The sequence below is a fragment of the Rosenbergiella epipactidis genome (assembly GCF_018494055.1).
Taxonomy (GTDB): Bacteria; Pseudomonadota; Gammaproteobacteria; order Enterobacterales; family Enterobacteriaceae; genus Rosenbergiella; species Rosenbergiella epipactidis.
Window position 1 is genome coordinate 43,447 of sequence record NZ_JABBFQ010000007.1, and the last position, 21,758, is coordinate 65,204.

The 21,758-nt window shown below is 49.5% G+C and carries 21 protein-coding genes; 7 read left to right on the forward strand and 14 right to left on the reverse strand.

The window, feature by feature from the left end; translation table 11 throughout:
* The 4 genes from HGT71_RS11475 to HGT71_RS11490 all read left to right on the forward strand — a co-directional run bounded on the left by HGT71_RS11475 (nt 1) and on the right by HGT71_RS11490 (nt 4,608).
* On the forward strand, nt 1–786 hold the full coding sequence (locus tag HGT71_RS11475) for a flagellar biosynthetic protein FliR (protein ID WP_048911217.1): 786 nt from the start codon (nt 1–3) through the stop codon (nt 784–786).
* Nucleotides 767–1,891, forward strand: a complete 1,125-nt coding sequence (gene flhB / locus HGT71_RS11480) for a flagellar biosynthesis protein FlhB (protein WP_214217917.1) — start codon at nt 767–769, stop codon at nt 1,889–1,891. Before HGT71_RS11475 ends, flhB begins: the two co-directional genes overlap by 20 nt.
* Entirely contained in the window at nt 1,884–3,965 is a 2,082-nt protein-coding gene (locus HGT71_RS11485; RefSeq protein ID WP_338327775.1) for a flagellar biosynthesis protein FlhA, read from the forward strand. Before flhB ends, HGT71_RS11485 begins: the two co-directional genes overlap by 8 nt.
* 133 nt (nt 3,966–4,098) lie before the next feature.
* Nucleotides 4,099–4,608 (forward strand): tetratricopeptide repeat protein, encoded by a 510-nt coding sequence (locus HGT71_RS11490; RefSeq protein WP_214217919.1) that lies wholly within the window; start codon nt 4,099–4,101, stop codon nt 4,606–4,608.
* Nucleotides 4,609–4,660: 52 nt separating this feature from the next.
* Here the strand turns inward: HGT71_RS11490 and HGT71_RS11495 are convergent, their stop codons facing one another.
* On the reverse strand, nt 4,661–4,966 hold the full coding sequence (locus tag HGT71_RS11495; RefSeq protein ID WP_099823073.1) for a hypothetical protein: 306 nt from the start codon (nt 4,964–4,966) through the stop codon (nt 4,661–4,663).
* 319 nt (nt 4,967–5,285) lie between these two features.
* Between HGT71_RS11495 and metR the strand changes: the two genes are divergently transcribed.
* The 3 genes from metR to glpQ all read left to right on the forward strand — a co-directional run bounded on the left by metR (nt 5,286) and on the right by glpQ (nt 8,760).
* A complete protein-coding gene (metR, locus tag HGT71_RS11500; RefSeq protein WP_099823072.1) occupies nt 5,286–6,203 on the forward strand; it encodes an HTH-type transcriptional regulator MetR in 918 nt (305 codons plus the stop codon).
* Nucleotides 6,204–6,339: 136 nt separating this feature from the next.
* On the forward strand, nt 6,340–7,689 hold the full coding sequence (glpT, locus tag HGT71_RS11505) for a glycerol-3-phosphate transporter (RefSeq protein ID WP_214217921.1): 1,350 nt from the start codon (nt 6,340–6,342) through the stop codon (nt 7,687–7,689).
* Nucleotides 7,690–7,698: 9 nt separating this feature from the next.
* Nucleotides 7,699–8,760, forward strand: a complete 1,062-nt coding sequence (gene glpQ, locus HGT71_RS11510) for a glycerophosphodiester phosphodiesterase (RefSeq protein ID WP_214217923.1) — start codon at nt 7,699–7,701, stop codon at nt 8,758–8,760.
* 39 nt (nt 8,761–8,799) lie between these two features.
* Here glpQ and yigL read toward each other — a convergent pair whose 3' ends face one another.
* The 13 genes from yigL to lptM form a co-directional block, all read right to left on the reverse strand.
* Complete coding sequence (gene yigL / locus HGT71_RS11515) at nt 8,800–9,606, reverse strand: sugar/pyridoxal phosphate phosphatase YigL (protein ID WP_214217925.1); 807 nt, start codon at nt 9,604–9,606, stop codon at nt 8,800–8,802.
* A gap of 48 nt (nt 9,607–9,654) precedes the next feature.
* The gene (gene pldB / locus HGT71_RS11520; RefSeq protein WP_214217927.1) at nt 9,655–10,650 is read right to left on the reverse strand and encodes a lysophospholipase L2; all 996 of its coding nucleotides are present in this window, start codon (nt 10,648–10,650) and stop codon (nt 9,655–9,657) included.
* Nucleotides 10,651–10,652: 2 nt separating this feature from the next.
* Nucleotides 10,653–11,273, reverse strand: coding sequence for a threonine export protein RhtC (gene rhtC, locus HGT71_RS11525; protein WP_214217928.1), 621 nt, complete (start codon nt 11,271–11,273; stop codon nt 10,653–10,655).
* A gap of 35 nt (nt 11,274–11,308) precedes the next feature.
* The gene (gene recQ, locus HGT71_RS11530) at nt 11,309–13,132 is read right to left on the reverse strand and encodes an ATP-dependent DNA helicase RecQ (RefSeq protein ID WP_214217929.1); all 1,824 of its coding nucleotides are present in this window, start codon (nt 13,130–13,132) and stop codon (nt 11,309–11,311) included.
* Between the two features lie 16 nt (nt 13,133–13,148).
* Nucleotides 13,149–14,030 carry a phospholipase A gene (gene pldA, locus HGT71_RS11535; protein WP_214217930.1) on the reverse strand — a complete coding sequence of 294 codons (882 nt, stop codon included), beginning with the start codon at nt 14,028–14,030 and terminating at the stop codon, nt 13,149–13,151.
* Nucleotides 14,031–14,281: 251 nt separating this feature from the next.
* Nucleotides 14,282–14,518, reverse strand: coding sequence for a DUF1471 domain-containing protein (locus tag HGT71_RS11540; protein WP_214217932.1), 237 nt, complete (start codon nt 14,516–14,518; stop codon nt 14,282–14,284).
* A 288-nt stretch (nt 14,519–14,806) separates the two neighbouring features.
* A complete protein-coding gene (gene corA / locus HGT71_RS11545; RefSeq protein ID WP_048911200.1) occupies nt 14,807–15,760 on the reverse strand; it encodes a magnesium/cobalt transporter CorA in 954 nt (317 codons plus the stop codon).
* 318 nt (nt 15,761–16,078) lie between these two features.
* Nucleotides 16,079–18,241 (reverse strand): DNA helicase II, encoded by a 2,163-nt coding sequence (uvrD, locus tag HGT71_RS11550; protein WP_214217933.1) that lies wholly within the window; start codon nt 18,239–18,241, stop codon nt 16,079–16,081.
* A gap of 46 nt (nt 18,242–18,287) precedes the next feature.
* Nucleotides 18,288–19,004, reverse strand: a complete 717-nt coding sequence (yigB, locus tag HGT71_RS11555) for a 5-amino-6-(5-phospho-D-ribitylamino)uracil phosphatase YigB (protein WP_099823064.1) — start codon at nt 19,002–19,004, stop codon at nt 18,288–18,290.
* Nucleotides 19,004–19,915: a tyrosine recombinase XerC gene (xerC, locus tag HGT71_RS11560; protein ID WP_214217934.1), complete on the reverse strand. Its 912-nt coding sequence runs from the start codon at nt 19,913–19,915 to the stop codon at nt 19,004–19,006. Before xerC ends, yigB begins: the two co-directional genes overlap by 1 nt.
* Nucleotides 19,912–20,622, reverse strand: a complete 711-nt coding sequence (locus tag HGT71_RS11565) for a DUF484 domain-containing protein (protein WP_214217936.1) — start codon at nt 20,620–20,622, stop codon at nt 19,912–19,914. Before HGT71_RS11565 ends, xerC begins: the two co-directional genes overlap by 4 nt.
* Complete coding sequence (gene dapF, locus HGT71_RS11570; protein WP_214217938.1) at nt 20,619–21,443, reverse strand: diaminopimelate epimerase; 825 nt, start codon at nt 21,441–21,443, stop codon at nt 20,619–20,621. Before dapF ends, HGT71_RS11565 begins: the two co-directional genes overlap by 4 nt.
* A gap of 27 nt (nt 21,444–21,470) precedes the next feature.
* On the reverse strand, nt 21,471–21,635 hold the full coding sequence (gene lptM, locus HGT71_RS11575; RefSeq protein ID WP_168174345.1) for an LPS translocon maturation chaperone LptM: 165 nt from the start codon (nt 21,633–21,635) through the stop codon (nt 21,471–21,473).
* Between the last annotated feature and the right edge of the window lie 123 nt (nt 21,636–21,758).

The following is a 21,758-nucleotide window of genomic DNA, read 5'->3' on the forward strand; positions in this document are numbered from 1 at the left end:
ATGTTGGACTTAACGGGCTTCTACAGTCATCTCCTTACCCTATTATTGCCTTGGGTGCGCATACTCGCCTTTCTACAGTTCAGCCCCCTCGCCGAAAGCGCACTGATCTCGCGAAAAGTTCGGTTACTCCTCTCTCTTGTGCTCACCGCGCTTATTGGCCCATTACTCACGCTCCCGCCCTTACCCCCGCTACTCTCGACCACTCTGTTGATACTTGTCGCAGAACAGATCGGCTGGGGGGCGATTTTTGGTCAACTGCTTCAGTTCGCCTTCTCGTCGTTACAAACGGCAGGGCAAATTATTGCGATGAATATGGGCTTATCGATGGCAGTTCAGAACGATCCGGTGAATGGCACAAGTAATACCTTGGTGGCACAACTGTTCAACTTAACGGCGATCCTGATTTTCTTTGCGGCAAACGGGCACTTACTGCTGATCACTATCTTATACAAAGGCTTTATCTATTGGCCTATCGGCGCTGCCTTAAGTTGGCCCAGCTTACAGGTGCTGATCAGTAGTTTTGGCTGGATTATCTCTGCAGCGGTAATTATTGCACTGCCTTCGACGATCATTATGTTGCTCATTCAAGGCGTATTTGGCTTACTCAATAAGGTTTCGCCAAGCCTTAATTTATTCTCGCTGGGCTTTCCGCTCGCAACCTTGGCCGGTATTGTCAGTATTGCTTTATTGATCCCGTCCTTGTCTGAACATTACCTATCGTTGACTAACCAAATTATTCACCAGTTCGATCTGTTGCGAGGGGCCAATGTCTCAAGCCAGCGATAAAACGGAAAAAGCGACCCCGAGTAAACTCAAAAAGGCTCGTGAAAAAGGGGATACTGGCCGTGCGAAAGAGCTCTCCTCTGCGGCGTCCTTAGCGGTCGCCTTCGCCACCTTAATAGTGTTAACGCCATGGTATTGGCATCTGATTGCTGAATTATTTCAGCGCCTCCCTCAGTACCGGGTCGCCCCGTATTCAAACGAGGAACTACTCTCCTTAGTGGGCAGCGGCCTGCATACCGTACTGATGATAGTGCTCAGTTTTTGTATCGTGCCCTTGGCCGGAAGCGTAGTCGCACTCTTTAGCGGCGGGTGGATCTTTAGCCTGCCTAAGCTACTGCCCGATATTAAACGCCTCAATCCCCTCACGGGAATTGCACGCCTTGTCGCCTTAGATAACCTGATCGAGTTAAGTAAGGTGATGGTGAAGAGCATCATCATCTTGGTGATGTTAGTCATCCTGCTGCGCCATGCCCTACCTGAGATCATGTTGCTGTCTCGCCTAAGCTGGCCAACAGTGCTCTCCACAGGACTGCTGTTAGCAGTGAAGCTTTTTGGTTATTTTGTGGTACTGATGGTGGGCTTTGCGCTGGTTGAGTGGCCATTAAGCCGCTACCAATTCCAGCGTAAGATGCGCATGAGCCGCCAAGAAGTCAAAGACGAATTTAAAAATACAGAAGGTAACCCGCAGATTAAAGGGCGTTTACGACAGCTACAGCGGCAGATAGCCCAAGGTCAATTACGTCAAAGCGTCCCACAAGCCAATGTGATTATTACGAACCCTACTCATTATGCTGTGGCGTTAAAATACGATCCGCAAGCTGCCGCCGCCCCCTATGTCGTCGCGAAAGGTATCGATGATCTCGCGCTGTTTATCCGGCAGTTGGGGCAAGAGCATGCGATTGAGGTGGTCGAGTTTCCACCATTGGCCCGTGCGGTATACGCCTCAACGCGAGTAAATCAACAAATCCCCCATCAGCTGTATCAGGCCATCGCCCATGTCTTGACCTATGTCATGCAGTTACGCCGTTGGCGGGAAGATCACACATTACAAAAACCAAAAATAAATAAAACCTTAACGCTGCCAGCCGAAGGACAATTTAGTGAATAAATTCCAACTCACGCCATGGATAAACGCTGCCAAAAAGTTTCCACTCGGCCTACCGATCCTGCTTTTATCGGTACTGTCGATGGTGATTTTGCCTTTAAGTCCCTTGGTTCTCGATTGCCTATTTACCTTCAACATCGTGTTGGCCATCCTGATACTGCTCGTGTCAGTCAATGCGCAACGGCCACTTGATTTTAGTATCTTCCCGACCTTACTGCTTATCACTACCTTGCTACGGCTATCATTGAACGTTGCCTCAACTCGGGTAGTCTTACTGCATGGGCATGAGGGGGAAGGTGCAGCAGGTAAAGTGATCGAAGCCTTCGGCCAAGTGGTGATCGGCGGCGATTTTGTGGTCGGTTTAGTAGTTTTCATTATTCTGATGATTGTTAACTTTGTGGTTATCACCAAGGGGGCTGAACGGATTTCTGAGGTATCGGCTCGTTTTACCCTCGATGCCATGCCCGGAAAACAGATGGCTATCGATGCCGAGTTGAATGCCGGAGCCATCACCCAAACACAGGCACGCGAGCGACGCGCGGAAGTAACCCGAGAGGCTGACTTTTACGGTTCGATGGACGGCGCATCGAAGTTTGTCCGCGGTGACGCCATAGCAGGGATGTTAATACTGCTGATTAATATGGTCGGCGGGATCACGATTGGGATGGTGAAATATCATCTCGATGCCAGCCAAGCGTTCCAACAATACGTGTTACTGACCATCGGTGATGGCCTGGTTGCACAGCTTCCTTCGCTACTTCTCTCGACGGCGGCTGCAATCATCGTTACCCGTGTGAGTGATGGGCAAGATATTCGCCATGAAGTTCGCGAGCAGCTACTCGCCCAACCCACTGTTCTTTATACGGTAGCCGGCATCATGTTTGTTATGGCCCTAGTGCCCGGCATGCCGCATATCGCTTTTTTAAGTTTCACCCTCTTATTGGTCTTTACCGCATGGCGTCAGTCGAAACGTATCGCAGCGGCGAAGGTCATACCCACCGCCGAGATCGACCGTCATCTTGAGGTTCAGCCTCCGTCAGTCGATTGGGAAAGCCTTACCCAGACCGAGGCGCTCGGCCTGAACTTGGGGTATAAGCTAGTGACGCTGATTGATCCGGCACAGGGCAGCTTGCTCTCGCAACGTATTACCGGGGTACGGCAGATTCTGTCTGAAAACAGTGGCATGTTGCTGCCTGAAATTCAGGTAAGAGAAAACTTCCGCTTAAAACCCACCCAATACAGCATTACGGTGCAAGGCATCCAGGCTGCGATGGGGGAAGTCTATGCCGATAAGCTAATGGCGCTGGCCAGTAATGAAATTTACGGTGAGCTTGACGGCATTCTAGGCACCGATCCCGCTTATGGGATGTCCGCTGTCTGGATTGACCCGACACAAAAAAGCCAAGCCTTACGCTTTGGCTATCAAGTGGTTGACTGTGCCAGTGTCATTGCTACCCATGTCAACAAAGTGGCGAAACTTCACCTGCCAGAACTGTTTCAATATGACGATATTACTCAACTGCATAAACGTTTAGCCGCACAAGCCCCTCGTTTAAGCGATGACCTGCAGCAAGCCCTTAGCTATGCGCAACAACTCCGTATTTACCGTACGCTGCTTCTTGATGGTGTGAGTTTAAAAGATATTGTGACCATCGCCACAGCGCTGTTACTGGGCCATCAAGTCACCAAAGACCCGCTCCTTCTCGCTGCCGATGTGCGTTATGCATTGCGTCGACAGATTATGCAAGGGATCAACAAAAATCGACCACAACTCGCGGTATTCACGCTCAGTGATGAGCTGGAGAATCTCCTATTAAGGGCGCAGCAAGCCGCGGGAAATAAAGAGTTAGATAACATTCCTCTCGATCCGCATTTGTTATCACAGCTACAAACCAATATGCCGTTGATTACTCAGCAAATGAAGGCTGAAAACTTACCCCCTGTATTGATCGTACCGCCAGCATTGCGTCCCCTGCTCGCCCGCTATGCGCGTTCTTTCTCAACCGAACTGTTTGTCCTGTCCTATAATGAAGTGCCTGAAGACCGAGAAGTCACGATACGTGGACACTTAACGTAAAATGTCCTTTTACCGCGATGAGCCGCTCTTTCGGAGTTAGGCGCAAAGCCCCCAAGTGATTATCGGCGTACACTCTTTTCACTTACCCTCAGGGAGTCAGTCTTTGAGGGCACTATATTGAATGAGAGGGCCTATGAAAGTATTAATTCCTGCCACTCTGGCAGCATTGGCGTTAACCCTGTCGGGCTGTAGCACTTACCATCGATTTGTGGATTATTTTTCGTCATCCTCGCCAGCTACCCCTTATGCACAGCAAGCGGAACTCGACCAACATATTAAGGGCTGTGAGTCTCAACAGGAGGAAGCCTGTTTGGCCGCGGGAACGATGTATGAACTACGCGGCAGCGACTATTACTCGCAAGCTCTGCGTTACTACCAGTTAGGAACGGGTTTAAAACAGCCTGCTGCCTACAGCGCACTGGGGCACATGTTTGAAAACGGTTATGCGGTCCCGCAAGATCTCACGCGTGCGCGCGAGCTGTATCAACAAGGGGCTGACCTGGGCGATGCAACCTCTTATCTTTACTTGTCGAACCTTTATCGGTATGGGCGTGGGGTAGATAAAAATCTGCCTAAAGCGCGCCAGTACGCCTCACTCGCCTGTAAGAAAGGAAATGTCATGGCATGCAGCTCTCGCCGCTAGAGTGACTTATCCTCGCTAACAGGGATGCCCCGCATAACGCTAAGGCGGGGTATTACAGTACCTTGTCCAACCGATCGGCCATCCAATCGATATCGGCGAGACACGACCCGTGGATATCATACACACTGGGACCTATCTCATTAGGGTACTCGTACTCTTCAAAGGACTCGAGCTGTTCGAGGTCATCATGGGCCACGTGGGGCGAGACTACCGGAATCAACTTGGCGAGGGCATTACCTTCCAACCGCGTCGCGTTATGATTCAGCTTAAAGCTATCCGCCGCCCACATAAGATAGGTTTCCCACTCCAAGTGATGGGCTCGTGCGGCCTGACCGAGTAAGACATCATTCTTTTTCATCGTGCAGTCACTGCTCCTTCGTTCTGATTACCCTGCTGAGGTCCTGTCGAAGCGCCCTTCCCAGCATCCTTATTGATACACTCATTAAAATCTATGTAATCAATGACTCAACGTCAAGGTCAGTGAGACCTTCGGCCATGGAATTCTACGCAGCCACGCCAAGTCGCCATCCATTTATTAGGTGATGAAAAAAATGCGTGATCAAATTGAAGAAAAATAACGTAGATGTTTAGCCATCCAGATGTTTACACGCCTGATAATAATCAGTACATTACCTGCTAGATAAATAAAGTGATGATTTCTACCCTTAAGGCACACCATGATTGAGATTAAGCATCTGAAAACACTGCAGGCATTGAAGCAGACGGGGTCATTAGCCGCCGCAGCCGCTCATTTGCATCAAACTCAGTCAGCCCTCTCCCATCAATTTAGTGATATTGAGCAGCGTTTAGGCTTTAAGCTTTTTATACGTAAGAGTCAGCCGCTACGCTTTACGCGTCAGGGCGAAGTATTATTACAACTGGCGGATAGCGTGCTACCGCAGGTGCACCAGGCGCTACAAGCGTGCCAAGCCCCACAGCAAACGACGTTACGCATTGCGATAGAGTGTCACAGCTGTATTCAATGGATGACGCCAGCGTTAAACAGCTTTCGCGAACAGTGGCCACAGGTCTCCGTCGAATTCGCATCAGGGGTGACTTTCGATCCACAACCGGCTTTACAGCAAGGCGAATTAGACTTGGTATTAACCTCCGATATTTTGCCGAAGAGTGGACTACACTACACCCCGCTCTTTGATTTTGAGGTAAGACTGGTCGTTGCCGTGGGTCATCCTTTAGCGACCAAAGCGGTGATATTACCGGAAGATTTGACCGATGAGACGCTACTTATCTATCCCGTACAGCGCCAGCGTATGGATATCTGGCGGCATTTTCTGCAACCGGCTGGCGTGAGTCCATCCTTAAAAACTGTCGACAATACCCTACTCCTGATCCAGATGGTTTCTGCCAATATGGGGATTGCGGCCTTACCGCACTGGGTGGTCGAAAATGTTGAGCGGCAAAAGTTAGTGGTGACACGAACGCTGGACAACGGTATCTGGAGCCGTCTGTATGCAGCAACGCGGGAAGGTGAAAATCGCCAACCGATGTTGGATGCCTTTATTACCCATGCCCAACAACACGCTCGACAATTACCTTTCGTGAGGGACGCCTCGGGCGCCTTGGTCACCGCCTAGTCCTCCAGTACAATTATTTAAATATTTTGTAACATTTGTGTGATAGGTCAAAGTTACTGCCCCCAATAATCGTTACCCTTGCGGCCTGCACACACGGAAGCCTGACTTTCGTGTCCATCCGATTAGGGAGAAGACGATGTTTAATCTATTTAAACCGGCTGCACATGCCGCACCACTCGCTGATAAGCTTATCGACCCCACCTATCGCCGACTACGTTGGCAGATTTTTATCGGCATTTTCTTCGGTTATGCCGCTTATTATTTAGTTAGAAAAAATTTCGCTTTGGCTATCCCCTCGCTGGTTGAACAAGGCTTCAGCCGCGGCGACCTAGGCTTTGCCCTCTCTGGCATCTCTATCGCCTACGGTTTCTCCAAATTTATTATGGGCTCGGTCTCTGACCGTTCGAATCCGCGCTATTTCCTGCCGGCGGGGCTAATCTTAGCCGCACTGGTGATGCTAATGATGGGCTTTATCCCTTGGGCCACTTCAAGCATTATGGTGATGTTTTTCTTACTGTTTTTATGTGGTTGGTTCCAAGGTATGGGCTGGCCGCCTTGTGGCAGGACCATGGTGCACTGGTGGTCACAAAAAGAGCGTGGCGGTATCGTTTCGGTATGGAACTGTGCGCATAACGTCGGGGGCGGTATTCCCCCCTTACTCTTCTTGTTAGGCATGATGTGGTTCGGTGATTGGAAAGCCGCGTTTTATATGCCGGCTTTCTTGGCGATCATTATTGCCCTGATCGCCTTCGCTCTGATGCGAGATACCCCACAATCCTGTGGGTTACCCCCCATTGAAGCCTATAAAAATGACTACCCTGCCAACTACAGTGCTGAGAGTGAAACTGAATTAACCACCAAACAGATTTTTAGCCAATATATCCTGCCTAATAAGCTTCTATGGTACATCGCGTTAGCGAACGTTTTCGTCTATTTGCTGCGTTACGGTATTCTCGATTGGTCACCCACTTACCTGAAAGAGGTCAAACATTTCACCTTAGATAAGTCGTCTTGGGCCTACTTCTTTTATGAGTATGCTGGTATTCCGGGAACGCTATTGTGTGGATGGGTTTCCGATAAAGTCTTTAAGGGGAATAGAGGGATAACCGGCGTTATCTTTATGAGTTTGGTCACCCTAGCCACCATCGTTTACTGGCTTAATCCCGCAGGTAATCCGAGCGTAGACATGGCGTGTATGACCGTAATTGGCTTCCTCATCTACGGCCCAGTGATGCTAATCGGTTTACATGCGCTGGAACTGGCACCGAAGAAAGCCGCGGGCACCGCTGCAGGATTTACCGGCCTGTTCGGCTACTTAGGGGGCTCCGTTGCTGCCAGCGCTATCGTCGGCTATACCGTTGATTACTTTGGCTGGGACGGTGGCTTCCTTGTCATGATAGTCGGGTCAGTGTTAGCCGTGCTCCTGCTTCTACTGACAACGATCAGTGAAAAGAAACATAAACGCACCCTGCTGCAGAATGACTAGGAGAAGATAATGAAATATTTATTAACTGGACTGGCATTATTTACCTGCAGCGTCATGGCGCATGCCAGCGAAGATAAACTGGTCATTGCGCATCGCGGAGCAAGCGGCTATCTCCCCGAACACACGCTACCGGCTAAAGCGATGGCTTACGCGCAAGGTGCCGATTATCTTGAACAAGATGTGGTGATGACACGCGATGACCAACTCGTCGTCCTGCACGACCACTTTTTAGATCGCGTCACCGATGTCGATCAGCAGTTCCCAAACCGCCATCGAGCAGATGGCCGTTATTACGCTATCGACTTTACTCTCGCGGAAATCAGGCAGTTGCACTTTACCGAAGGTTTTCATCTCGAAGGTAAAAAACAGGTTCAGAATTACCCTGGCCGCTTTCCGATGAATCGCTCGGAATTCCGCGTCCATACCCTGGCAGAAGAGCTGGAATTTATTCAAGGCCTTAACCACTCCACAGGTAAAAATATTGGTATCTATACCGAGATAAAATCACCATGGTTTCATCGAAAAGAGGGAAAAGATATCAGTAAAGCCGTGCTAATCACCCTAAAACAGTATGGTTATACTAAACCAACGGATAAAGCGTGGTTGCAGTGTTTTGATTATGATGAGCTTCAGCGGATAAAACAGACGCTGGAGCCGCAACTGGGCATGGATCTCAAACGGGTACAGTTAATCGCTTACACCAAGGATAACGAGACACAGACCTTACAAAATGGTCACTGGCGTAATTACGATTACGATTGGATGATGACTCCTGAAGGGATCGAGAAGTTATCGAAAACAGTGGATGGCATTGGCCCTGATTATCATATGCTTATCGATGCACAGTCGACACCAGGCCATATCCGCTTAACCCCGATGGTTACCGCAGCGCATCGCTACAAGCTCCCCATCCATCCTTATACCGTTCGCGCGGATCAGCTGCCGAGCTATGTCAGCAACGTCGACGAGTTATACCAAATTCTTTACCAACAAGCCGATGTTCCGGGGTTATTCACAGACTTCCCCGATAAAGCCGTCTCATGGTTAGCCCGTCATCCACAGGCTGAGTAACCCTAGCAGGCTGCTGATCCCTCAGCAGCCTTTACCCGATTACTCCGTAACAGCAAACAGTTCACGAAGATAATGTGGCACAGCATCTTGGCCATTAGTGCCGATAACGGCGAGCTCCGGTAATAGGTCTTTCAGTCGCTGTTGACCGTTTTCCATGATACAGCCTTTACCCGCCATACTGAGCATCTCTTTATCGTTCATGCCATCACCAAAGGCGATGCAGTCTTCAAGGCGGTAACCTAAGCGGCGCGAGACACTGTCTAGCGCATGACCTTTCGACACCCCACCGGCCATTACTTCTAGGCATATTGGCAATGAGAAACTGACGTTAACGCGATCGCCAAAACGGGAGACTAGCGCCTCTTCAAGTTGAACGAGATGCTGGTGGTCATTACAGGTGAAGAAAACTTTACTGACGCCCTCGACAGAGAAATCCGCTGGGTTGTAGAGCTGATAGCGGAAGTCTGATTCCATAAAGAATGAGGCCTCATCGCGGCTTTCCCGAGCGATAAACCACTCATCATCTCGATAAATTTGTGTGAGGATCTCAGGATCGTTATAACAGAGCGAGATTAACTCTTCGGCGATCGCGGTTTCAAGATTGTGTGCAAACACGAGGTTGCCTTCCATATCGTGGACACGTGCGCCATTTGACGTGATCATATAAGCCTCTATCCCGAGTTTCTCACGGATTTGTCCCACATCCACATGGTGGCGGCCGGTCGCAAAGACGAAGGAAACGCCTTTTTCGGTCACGCGTTGTAATGTTTTAGCGGCAAAATCAGTCAGGGAGTGCTCTGGTGAGAGCAACGTCCCATCAAGATCAGAAGCAACGATTTGGTACATGATGACCTCTCAAGGGGACAGGTTGAAAACCCTTTCAAACCTGTAAAATTAACGACTAAAGGTTGAAAAATATTCCGTGATCTTCTGTAAGGCTTCGGCACGGATCTCATCTTTTTCAAATAAAATTTCATGGCGGGCCCCTTCCATCACTTGTGGATGATCGCCATAGCAGGGGAAGCCCGCTAAGTTTCTCGCAAGCGAAAATCGGTCCTGAGCTTGGTTATCAACCACTTGATCCTCGCTGGCTTGCAATAGCAATACAGGGTGGTGTAACTCTGGGGCAATGCTCTCGATATATCGGCCGGTTAAGATTGCCTCACGCACCCAGTGCGTGGTCGGCCCACCCAGTTGTAATTCTGGCTGATCGGCATAACACCGTAGACTACGTTGGTAACGCACTCGGCTGTGAGTCAGCGTATTTATACCGAACGGCGTCGCATGCCAGCGCCCCGTCCCAAAGGCAAAACCTTCCCGCAGATGCGGTCGTGTGGCGGTCCAATTTAGGATCCGCTCAACCACCCATTCGGGCATCGGCAGGACAATACCGAACATTGGGGCAACCAGCGCCGTTGCGGTGAACAGGGAAGGATGACGCTGAGATAACAGGGTCGCAATAGCCCCGCCCATGGAGTGGGCGAGCGCAAAGGTCTGCTGATAACGCCCCCCTGACAACTCCAACTCACATAACTTTTCTAAATCGTCTACATAATCCGAGAACTGTGCCACATGCCCTAGCTGTGGGTCGTCCAACAGTCTTCCCGATAGGCCTTGTCCACGATGGTCCATCACAAAAATATCGTAGCCACAATTGAACAGGTCCCATACCACTTCTGGGTATTTGCTATAGCTTTCCGAGCGGCCCGGTACAATAAAGATCGCCTTCTTGTGCGAGGCGGCAGTCATGCGCATATAGCGGATAACCACCCCGTATTTACCGACGAATTGGCGCTCTTGTCGCTGACGCCAAAACGACAATAAGGGACCGGTAACGAACGCAGAGAAAGATTTCTCTCGATGCGTCCACTGTGACGGGTGCTTTTTCATTTTTATCGTGAAAAGATCAGGTGTAAGCCAAAGGCGACAAATAACGTTCCTGCGATACCATCAATCCATTTCGCCAGTTTCTGATATTTTGCCTTGACCCAAGGAAGTGAGAAGAGTGTGGCAACCAAGCTAAACCAAATCAATGTTTCCGCCACGATTAGGATAAAGATTGCGGTACGGGTCGCGCTGCTCACATCATCGCCGACAATTAACGAGAAGATACTACCAAAATAGATAATCGCCTTCGGATTAGAGAGGTTGGTTAATAAGCCTCGAAGAAAGATATTTTTCTTACGCGATGGGGTGACCGAGGTAACTTCTGCGCCGGCAGGTTGCGGTTGACGCGCTGACTTAATCATTTGAATGCCCATCCACATCAAGTAAGCCCCTCCAGCCAGCAGGATCAATTGATGTAACCAAGCCATCTGTTTCAGAATGAGGTTCAAGCCGAGCAGAGCGACCGCCGCCCAAATCGCGACGGCAAGCGTAATACCGATCACGCCTTTAAACGCATCACGCCGTGATTGGCTCGCCGCCGTCTGTGAAATAAAGAAAAAGTCAGGACCGGGACTGGCCAGAGCCACGATCTGGACAACGGCAACGGTAACAAAAAGGGATATCATGAAAACTCCTTGTTTAGGCCTCGCGGCAGAATGAATTACTCATCGTCTAAATGTTGCTTAATCAACTGCATAAAAGGACGTCCAAAACGTTCCAATTTACGTTGCCCAATACCATTTATCCCTAACATTTCAGAGGGCGATATCGGTTGAATCTCCGATAACTCAATCAGTGTTGCATCGTTGAACACCACGTAAGGAGGAATATTCTCCTCATCGGCAATCGCCTTACGTAACTTGCGTAGTTTAGCGAAGAGCTTTTTATCGTATTGGCTTCCCGACAAACGGCTCACCACCGGACGAGTCTTGGTGACGATGATGCGAGGCACCGCCAATTGTAAGGGTGACTCACTGCGTAATACCGGTCGAGCACTCTCTGTGAGTTGCAGTGCGGAATGCTGACTAATATTTTGCGTCACTAATCCAAGGTGAATCAGTTGTCGTAATACGTTAACCCAATGTTCATGACTCTGGTCGCGGCCAATCGCATAGACCGGCAATTTATCGTGCCCGAACTCTTTTATCCGCTGATTGGCGGCGCCTCTCAGCACTTCGACAATATAGCCCATACCGAAGCGTTGGCCTACGCGGTAAATGGTAGAGAGCGCTTTTTGTGCATCGACTAAACCGTCGTAGCGACGAGGCGGATCCAAACAAATATCGCAGTTACCGCAGGCTGCTTGACGATTTTCGCCAAAGTAATTGAGAAGCACTAGGCGTCGACAGGTTTGGGCTTCGGCAAAGGCCCCCATAGCATTGAGCTTATGGCGCTCAATATCTTGGCTTAATCCGGGGCTTTTCTCAACCAGGCAGCGACGCAACCAGCCCATGTCTGCGGGATCGTACAACATCATCGCCTCCGCAGGTAATCCGTCGCGACCCGCCCTTCCCGTCTCCTGATAATAGGATTCGATATTACGCGGGATATCGAGATGGAAAACAAAGCGGACATTCGGTTTGTTAATTCCCATACCAAAGGCAACGGTCGCCACAACGATTTGCAGATCATCGCGTTGGAAGGCTTCTTGTACCCGTGCTCGCTCATCTGCTTCAAGGCCTGCATGATAGGCGCCGACACTCCATCCGCGACTCTGTAATCGGGCGGTGATATCTTCCACTTTTGCACGGCTGTTGCAGTAAATAATCCCACACTTACCTCGCTGGTCGCGTAAGTAAGTGAGTAACTGGTCCGTGGGTTTGTACTTATCGACCAGCGTATAGCGAATGTTAGGGCGGTCGAAACTACTTACCTGAATGAAGGGTTCATGGAGCTGAAGACGCTGCAAGATATCTTGGCGAGTGGTACTGTCTGCCGTTGCCGTTAAGGCCATGATCGGCAGTGTGGGAAATCTTTCTCGTAGGCGGCCTATTGCGCCATATTCGGGACGAAAATCATGTCCCCACTGCGAAATACAGTGTGCCTCGTCGACTGCAATCAGTGCGGGATGCCAGCTGCTCAAGGTGTCGAGAAAGCTCTCCATCATCAAACGCTCTGGCGCGACGTATAAAAGCTTAACCTTACCTTCTCGACAGGCTTGATAAATCTGCTGCTGAATCTCTCTCGGTTGACTTGAATTCAGGCTCTCGGCGCTGACACCGTTCGCGCGCAGCTGGTCGACCTGATCTTTCATCAGGGAAATCAGAGGGGAAACCACCAGCGTTAGTCCGTTACGCACTAACGCGGGTATTTGGTAACACAGTGACTTACCACCGCCAGTAGGCATTACCACAAGACAGTCTTGTCCAGAGATCGCCGCTTGTATAATACTGTCTTGACCGGGACGGAACTGCTGGTAACCGAACGTTTCCTGCAGTACCTGAATGGCGTCAGCCTCCCGGTCCGCTTCTAGCACTGTTGCCACACGCTACCTGTTTTAATCAGAGAACATCATTAAGAGTTAGACCAATACCAACCCGCGTTTGACGGTGATTATAGTCGATCAACGATTCGCCATAACCACTGTAGACTTGGGTGTAAAATCTGACGTTATGAGTGATTGGATAACTCCAGCCGAGTTGAGCGCCACCGTAACCGGAATTCCAGTTATATTGCCCTTCAACGCTGAAGACGCTTTCGCCCCATTTGTAGCCTAATTTAGCACGATAATGCCCCATATATTTGATGATATCTGGGTTATCGTCGTCACCACCGCCCGTATCAAGATGCACCCAAGGCTTGATTTCGGCTGTCATGTTACCATTTTCTGCCATTAAACGCAGGTAGCCACGGTTCCAACTACGGGAAGTCGGATCGCTGCGCCCATTGGATTCATGGTTAAAACCGGTCTCGACATCGCGTAAGGTCCAGTCACCGAGCGAGTAATCGGTCGCCCAGCCAACGAAGAGTTGTGGTTCATAATTGGTTTCGCGGAAGGGTGAAGACTCTTTGCTGTTCGAGATTTGCCACCAAGAACGCTGAGTATAAGATGCCGCTAAGACTGAGTTATCACCCAAGATACCGCGCCAGATTGGGAAGGCTAAGCTTAATTGGAATTTTAGCTCGTCCTTGCGGGCATTATGACCCCAGTTATAGCTCTCAATCGCGCCCTTGTTGATATTACTGGTGTAGGTATACAACACATAGTTACTTTCGTAAGGATAGAGAACGAAAGCGCTATCATGGGGTTGTAATAGATTGGAGATGATGCTGCCATGAACTGGCGGGTTATTTTGAACGCCCACATCATACCCACTACTTTCTGCATTAGCCCCTAGAGGTAACGCCAGCGCTGCCGCCAATACCAAACACTTTCGTTGCATAGTTGTCCCTATCACCCGTAATTGATCAAATTCGTCAAATGTGACTAAAAAAAATTCCGATTAAGGGCGTAATTTTGACCTGAAATGGCTTTTTATGACAGCAGAATATGATGATAAAAGAGAACTTCTCTGTGCTAAGTGGAATTGGGACTTATTTAGGCAGAAACCGGAGGCAAGCGGGAAAGCTGACGGGGTAGAATAAAGTATTATAGTGGAGGATGAAAAGCTATATCACCCCCCAAAACGCTTGATTAATTCTTACGGCCTAATCCTGAAACATCTTGGATATTGTGTAACACAGCCGTCATTCTGACGAAGTTACCAGAGCTTGCACCGGTAATGGTGTAATCAGCATCGTGGTTATCGGCAATCTTCATAATTTTATTTTCAGCGCCTTGTAACGAGATATCAGTTACGGAGAGACTTTTTGCAAAAGAAGCAGCCGGTAGTGCCAGTAAAGCGAGCATAGCGATAGTTGTTTTTTTCATAATTAGACTCCCTTGGTGTGAGCCCTAAAGGTACATCTTTAGTCGTAATTAAGCGTTTCATTTTGTAAAAAACTGAATTAAATATTATCAATTATGAATAAGATTTTTGACAATATGTGGATTAAATCACATTAAAAACCGACTTTTACGCTAGAAAGTTGATTTACGCCAATAAGTTAAACACTTTATGATTAATTGTATTTGTGTAAACAAGGCGATGTATTGCGCCAGTGTCACACCAGTTGGCGAAGACCCATAAAAACGGCGCCTTGGGCGCCGTAGTGAAGGTTATAACCAGTTTTTACGTTTAAAGTATAGATAAGGTGCCAAACCTGCCAATATCATCAATAGGATAGCGCCGGGATAACCAAAGCTCCACTTCAGTTCTGGCATAAACTCAAAGTTCATCCCATAGCTGGATGCCACCAGTGTTGGCGGCAGGAAGACGACTGAGACGACCGAGAATATTTTGATGATACGGTTTTGCTCAATACTGATAAAACCCATCGCCGCTTGCATCAAAAAGTTAACTTTTTGAAAAAGTGATTCGTTGTGTGGCAATAATGAATCGATATCGCGCAGGACCTCACGGGCTTGTTCTAATTGATTGGCCGGTAAGCGAGCTTTACGGATCAAGAAGTTTAAGGCGCGTTGAGTATCCATCAAACAGAGACGGACTTTCCAACCGATATCTTCTAACTCTGCCAGACGAGAGAGCGCGGCATCATACTCTTCCCCCTGCTGCCCTTCCATGATCACGCGGCTTAATTTTTCTAAGGCGCTGTAAATGTTCTCGATTTCGTCGGCGAGCTGCTCGATTTTGGTCTCGAACAGGTCCAATAACACTTCGAAAACATTCCCATCGATTAAGGTTTGGCTGCGGGCACGCATCCGGTATAAGCGAAAAGCGGGAAGCTCACGTTCGCGTAAGGTGAAAAGACGTCCATCACGGATAGTAAACGCGACTGTCGCATTCCCCGCGTGATCGTCAGCATCTTCATAAAAGAAGAATGAGTGGATATGTAGCCCGTCTTCGTCTTCGAAAAAACGTGCCGAGGCTTCGATATCTTCAAGTTCAGGCCGTGTTGCCAAACCTTGACCGAGGGTTTGTTGCACCAGATCGCGTTCATCTTCTTCTGGTTCGATTAAATCGACCCAAACGGCATTTGAGAGTGCAACATTGCTCTCTTCAGGTTCCATCCGGCTTAAGCGATTTTCTTCGAGTTTGAAAGCACTCAACATAGCAGTATGACTCCCCTTGCTTTATCGGCAGGGACAAGACAAAGCCATTCCTCACTTATCTTAGTGAGTAAAGTAGCGTTACTTGAACACGGGGCTCACAGATTGTGAAAATATCAGTGCTGACGATCATGATGACGGGAAATAATCACCGGTAAACAGCTAAGTTCACCGGCCAAAGAACGGTAACCTTAGCAGTTTTTCCTAATCAGTAGGAAATTGATCCAGCATCGACTGGGTGTGTCCAAGGTCATTGTCCTCTAAGAATTATAGTGCGCGCATGGTACGACGAGACGAAAATATCGTCAAGAACCCTAACCATTAAACTGTTTCTAAACGTGCATAAGCCGCAACAAGCCATTTCACGCCTTGTCCTTGAAATGCGATTTGTAAGCGACAATGTTCGCCACTGCCTTCAAGATTGATAATAGTCCCTTCCCCAAACTTGCTATGACGCACTCGCTGCCCTAACGACCAGCCGCTGTCATTGACTACCACTGGCGCGCCCATTCGCTTGGTGTCGACCGGGCGCGTGATATTCGCGCGAGATCTCACCTCTTCAACGCACTCTTCCGGTAACTCACCAATGAACCGTGACGGACGATGGCTGACTTCCTTACCATATAACCGTCGGCTTTCGGCAAATGTTAGCGTCAGTTTTTTCATCGCTCGAGTGACCCCCACATAAGCCAAGCGACGCTCTTCCTCCAAGCGGCCACTCTCTTCAATAGACATCTGGCTCGGGAACATCCCCTCTTCCATCCCGACAATAAAGACTTGGCTAAATTCTAAGCCTTTCGCCGAGTGCAGAGTCATCAGTTGGACCGCATCTTGCCATTTATCCGCTTGCCCTTCGCCGGCTTCCAGCGCAGCATGAGAGAGGAAAGCTTGCAGTGGCATTAAGTCTTCATTTTCGTCTTGATAACTGAATTGACGCGTTGCGGTGACGAGTTCTTCTAAGTTCTCTATCCGGGCTTGACCTTTTTCCCCTTTCTCCTGCTCGTACATTATCCATAGTCCGGAATCTTTAATGACCCGATCGGTCTGGACGTGCAGCGGCATTTCTCCAGTTTCGTAGACTAAGGACTCAATAAGTTCGATAAAGCGTTGTAAGGCAGATGCCGCGCGACCCGCCAACACTCTTTCTTGCAGCAGTTCACGGGCACTTTGCCAAAGGGTCATTTGGCGGTCGCGTGCGAATTGGCGAACAACATCCAGCGTCCGGTCGCCAATGCCCCGCGTAGGGGTATTAACGACACGTTCAAACGCCGCATCGTCATTACGGTTGGCCATCAATCGTAGATAGGCTAAGGCATCTTTAATTTCTTGTCGCTCGAAGAAGCGCATCCCGCCATAAATACGGTAAGGCAAGGTGCTTTGTAGCAAGGCTTCTTCCAGTACCCGTGACTGAGCATTGCTGCGATAAAGTATGGCGCAATCGGCCAGTGCACCGCCCTGCTCATGCCATTGACGAATACGGTTAACGACAAAACGAGCCTCGTCCAACTCGTTAAAGGCACAATACAGCGAAATCGGCTCACCGGAATCATCTTCCGTCCAAAGCTCTTTACCGAGTCGTCCCGAGTTATTAGCGATCAGAATATTTGCGGCTTGTAAGATATTACGCGTGGATCGATAGTTTTGTTCCAAGCGAATGGTCTTTGCACCAGGAAAATCGCTAAGAAAGCGTTGGATATTTTCTACTTGCGCACCGCGCCATCCATAAATCGATTGGTCATCATCGCCGACAATCATTACTTTGCTACTGTCACCCGCTAACATGCGGATCCAAGCGTATTGGATATTGTTAGTATCTTGGAATTCGTCGACTAAGAGATTCGTGAAGCGTTCACGGTAATGATTCAGTAAATGAGGTTTGTTAAGCCATAACTCATGGGCGCGCAGCAGCAGTTCAGCAAAATCCACCAGCCCTGCCCGATCACAGGCTTCTTGGTAGGCTTGGTAGATGGATAACCAGGTTTTCTCGACCGGATTGCCATAACTATCGATATGCTTTGGCCGTAAACCTTCATCTTTTTTGCCATTGATGTACCACATGGCCTGCCGCGCTGGCCACTGCTTATCATCGAGGTTTAATGCTTTGATCAAGCGTTTTAGAAGACGTAACTGATCTTCACTGTCGAGAATTTGGAAGTCGGCGGGTAGGCCAGCGTCAAGCGGGTGTGCACGCAGTAGACGATGCGCCAAGCCATGGAACGTGCCGATCCACATCCCGCCTTGGCTGGTTCCCACCACTTCCTCGATCCGATGACGCATCTCCGCAGCGGCTTTATTGGTAAAGGTTACCGCCATGATGGAATACGGAGAACAGCGCTCAACCGTGAGTAGCCAAGCGATGCGATGGACTAGTACTCGGGTTTTACCACTGCCTGCGCCAGCTAAAACCAATAAGTTACTCCGCGGGGCGGCTACCGCCTCGCGCTGTTTGTCATTTAAGCCGTCGAGCAGTTCAGAAACGTCCATAAGCACCGTTGCATTAGTAAGAGGAGGCTGTATATATCCACAGCCATTATAGCAAGCTGGTCAGTGAATCCAACCGCGAAATTTCGAGATGAGGGAGAAGCCGCGCCGAGCTAGCAGAGATCAGGTTCTGTTGACGATCATTGATCCAGCAGGCTTGAAATCCTGCCACCAGCGCACCTTGTACATCAGTAATCAGATCATCGCCGACATGTAGAACGGTATTGGGCGCGAGAGAGAGATGCGCTGCGGCAACCTGATAGAGGTCACCGTAAGGCTTTGCTTTACCGTCAGGCCCCGCCCGTAGCACTAAGGTAAAATAGTGGGCGATACCCAGCTGCTCAGCATCGGCATTACCATTAGTGATGGCGACTAACGGGATTTTCGCCGCTAATTCTGCCAACACTCGGTGGGTCATTTCGGGAATGTGCGCCGCACTGCGCCACTGATGAAAGACAGTCATTACCTCTGCGGCACCCGCTTGGGCCTGTTCGAGGGGTAACCCTACGCTCTGGATAAGGCTCACTAAGGTTGCGTGGCGCCACGCTGTGACATCATGAACAATCTCTGGATATTGCTGCTCAACCGATAGCCGTACGCGGTCATAATCTTGGGGCGTAATCGTCGCCAAGCGAGGATGCCACGCTTGCAGTGCCTGATGGGTTTTTTCAACTGTAGTAAGGATGACTTGGCGATTATCATAAAGCGTATCATCCAAGTCGAATGTCATCGCCTGCGGACGGTTAATCGGTCGATAGAAGCGCATTAGGGTTTACCTCGTTTAGCACGGGGGTGGGCGGCATCATAGACCGAGGCAAGATGCTGAAAGTCTAAGTGCGTATAGATCTGCGTTGTCGAGAGATTCGCATGACCTAAAAGCTCTTGCACGGCGCGTAAATCTCCGCTCGATTCTAACATATGCGTGGCAAAAGAGTGGCGCAGCTTATGCGGATGGACATGCGTCGTGATGCCTTGCAACACGCCCCACTGGGCAAACCGTTTTTGAACGTTACGCGTCGAGATACGCTTCCCCTGTTGCGAGACAAAGACCGCCTGATCTTCTGGCAGAAAGAGTTCACGCATCGCCAGCCAGCGCTCCAGCCACTCTATCGCCGTGCGGCCAATGGGTAGGCGTCGTTCTTTACTCCCTTTGCCCATCACCCATACTTCGCCCGACTCTAACTCGAGGTGCTGACAGTCTAAGTTCACTAATTCGGAAAGACGCAGTCCTCCGCCATACATCACCTCAAGCATGGTGCGGTCGCGAACCGATAGCGGATCATTGAGATCGATTGACAGTAACTGATTGACGGAATCGACATCAATATTCTTGGGTAACGGCCGGCCCGCTCGAGGCGTCGCGATCCCTTTAGCGGGATTCGCCACTAACAAGCCCTGTGAGACTTGCCAATCAAGAAAACTCCGTAATGATGAGAGCCGAAGAGCAAGACTCGAGGCTTTTAACCCTTCTCGCCGCGATGCCGCCGCCATAGAACGAATATGGACTGGGGTAAGCTGCGACCAATCATTTAAGGAGGCTGCCGTAAAGAAATCGCAGATGACCTGTAACTGCCGCTGATAATTGGAAATGGTCAAGGGACTGAGCTGGCGCTCGACCCGTAAATAACGTAAATAGGCTTCACAGCGTTGAAACAATACGTTGGCTTCGCCCGTCATGATCGACTAATCCAACGCGTCAGTAAATGGGGAAGAAAGCCTGCGATGCAATCCAATAATTCTGTTCCCATGCCTGGGTGATAGTGATCTTTATTACGGCTACTAAAGATCAAAACGCCGACATCTCGCCCTTTGTCCGTCAGTAAGGAGAGTGCCACCGAACCAATCGCTTTCGCTTCAGGGATCAATAACAGCAGTTCTGGGCCCTGTAAGCGTCCAAGATAGTGGCTGTCTTGCGTAAAGCGCTGCAACTGTAATGGCGTGAAAGCGTTGCGATCTAGTCCCAAATGGTGGAATCCAGACGGGGCGGCCAACTGCCAGCTGTCATTGAATAAACGAAAGGTTGCCCCCGCTAAACCCAGTCCCCTCGCCCAATAGTGTAAACGGCTTTGTAATTCGGCGAGATCGCTGGCGGTAGCAAGGTGCGATTGTAAATGGAGTAGCTGGCCAAACAGATGCTGATTCGCTTGCGCTTGCTCCATTAACAGCGTGATCTCTTGCTCTAGATTCACTATTTGTTGGCGTTGACGGGTCAACTGCCATTCGACCAAAGACACACTGCCTTTTACCGGATGAGGAATAATCATCTGTTCGACTTGACGCGCATTATGAATAAAAAAATCAGGGTGCTCGCGAAGGTACTCGCTCACCCGCTCATCATCTAGCGGTTGACTCGGTAAGGCCGTCTGTTCTTGGTGAGTGGTCATAAGTGAATAAATCCATCATAAACGTGAGTGGCTGGCCCGGTCATAAACAGCGGCGTTCCCGGTCCCTGCCAGGCAATATGCAGGGTCCCACCCGGTAGATCAACCCGAACATTCTGACTCAGCAATCCTTGTTGAATTCCGCTCGCTACCGCCGCACACGCGCCACTGCCACAGGCTTGTGTCTCACCCGCGCCACGTTCATAGACGCGTAACCGAATATGTTCGCGGTTGACCACTTCCATAAAACCGACGTTGACCCGTTCCGGAAAGCGGTCATGGCTTTCGAGAATAGGTCCGAGGACTTCGACTTCTGCGGTCGCGGTCGCTTGAACTTGGATCACGCAGTGGGGGTTACCCATCGAGACCGCGCCAAACATCACGGTTCTCTCTTCAACACGTAACAGGTAGAGACTTTCTGCCTTATTGGCTCTAAACGGCACCTCTGACGGTTCAAACTTGGGTTCCCCCATGTTGACCTGCACCAACTCGTCGCGGTTAACGGTTAGCACCATCTGTCCAGCTTGCGTACTGACCCGAATACTGTTCTTGTTGGTCAATCCTTTTAGCCGGACAAAACGGGCAAAACAGCGCGCCCCATTTCCACACTGCGCCACTTCACTGCCATCCGCATTATAAATGCGGTAGTGGAAATCGAGGTCTGGGTCATAGGGTGGCTCTACCACCAATAATTGATCGAAACCAATCCCTAAATGGCGATCAGCTAAGCGTCGTATCAGTTCTGGAGAAAAAAACACATTCTGAGTAACGGCATCAACCACCATGAAATCGTTACCTAGGCCATGCATTTTAGAAAACTGCATGCTTCACCCCATTGCCAAGTTGGCTAACTATAAGTTGTCGGATTTTTTATTCGATTTTTTGAAAACACCTTGGTCGTAACCGGTATTTTGGCCCTGTTGCTTACCCGAACTATCTTTAGGGAAATAGAGAGGGCCTTTTAATCCACAGCCTGTTAACGCAATAACGGCAATAAACAGAGTATATTTAGCCACAGCATTCTTCATTGTTATTTACTCACTTAACTTTCTATTCTACGTATCATCGCAGTTGAAACGGGAAAAGCAACAGAAAATCGTGGAATTGACGGATGAACCCCTCTACGCGCTAAAACTCAG

Bases quoted from the DNA above. Each gene is read 5' to 3' on its own strand.
- HGT71_RS11475 (WP_048911217.1), top strand. From the start codon at position 1: ATGTTGGACTTAACGGGCTTCTACAGTCATCTCCTTACCCTATTATTG.
- flhB (WP_214217917.1), top strand. From the start codon at position 767: ATGTCTCAAGCCAGCGATAAAACGGAAAAAGCGACCCCGAGTAAACTC.
- HGT71_RS11490 (WP_214217919.1), top strand. From the start codon at position 4,099: ATGAAAGTATTAATTCCTGCCACTCTGGCAGCATTGGCGTTAACCCTG.
- HGT71_RS11495 (WP_099823073.1), bottom strand. From the start codon at position 4,966: ATGAAAAAGAATGATGTCTTACTCGGTCAGGCCGCACGAGCCCATCAC.
- metR (WP_099823072.1), top strand. From the start codon at position 5,286: ATGATTGAGATTAAGCATCTGAAAACACTGCAGGCATTGAAGCAGACG.
- glpT (WP_214217921.1), top strand. From the start codon at position 6,340: ATGTTTAATCTATTTAAACCGGCTGCACATGCCGCACCACTCGCTGAT.
- glpQ (WP_214217923.1), top strand. From the start codon at position 7,699: ATGAAATATTTATTAACTGGACTGGCATTATTTACCTGCAGCGTCATG.
- yigL (WP_214217925.1), bottom strand. From the start codon at position 9,606: ATGTACCAAATCGTTGCTTCTGATCTTGATGGGACGTTGCTCTCACCA.
- pldB (WP_214217927.1), bottom strand. From the start codon at position 10,650: ATGAAAAAGCACCCGTCACAGTGGACGCATCGAGAGAAATCTTTCTCT.
- rhtC (WP_214217928.1), bottom strand. From the start codon at position 11,273: ATGATATCCCTTTTTGTTACCGTTGCCGTTGTCCAGATCGTGGCTCTG.
- pldA (WP_214217930.1), bottom strand. From the start codon at position 14,030: ATGCAACGAAAGTGTTTGGTATTGGCGGCAGCGCTGGCGTTACCTCTA.
- HGT71_RS11540 (WP_214217932.1), bottom strand. From the start codon at position 14,518: ATGAAAAAAACAACTATCGCTATGCTCGCTTTACTGGCACTACCGGCT.
- corA (WP_048911200.1), bottom strand. From the start codon at position 15,760: ATGTTGAGTGCTTTCAAACTCGAAGAAAATCGCTTAAGCCGGATGGAA.
- uvrD (WP_214217933.1), bottom strand. From the start codon at position 18,241: ATGGACGTTTCTGAACTGCTCGACGGCTTAAATGACAAACAGCGCGAG.
- yigB (WP_099823064.1), bottom strand. From the start codon at position 19,004: ATGCGCTTCTATCGACCGATTAACCGTCCGCAGGCGATGACATTCGAC.
- xerC (WP_214217934.1), bottom strand. From the start codon at position 19,915: ATGACGGGCGAAGCCAACGTATTGTTTCAACGCTGTGAAGCCTATTTA.
- HGT71_RS11565 (WP_214217936.1), bottom strand. From the start codon at position 20,622: ATGACCACTCACCAAGAACAGACGGCCTTACCGAGTCAACCGCTAGAT.
- dapF (WP_214217938.1), bottom strand. From the start codon at position 21,443: ATGCAGTTTTCTAAAATGCATGGCCTAGGTAACGATTTCATGGTGGTT.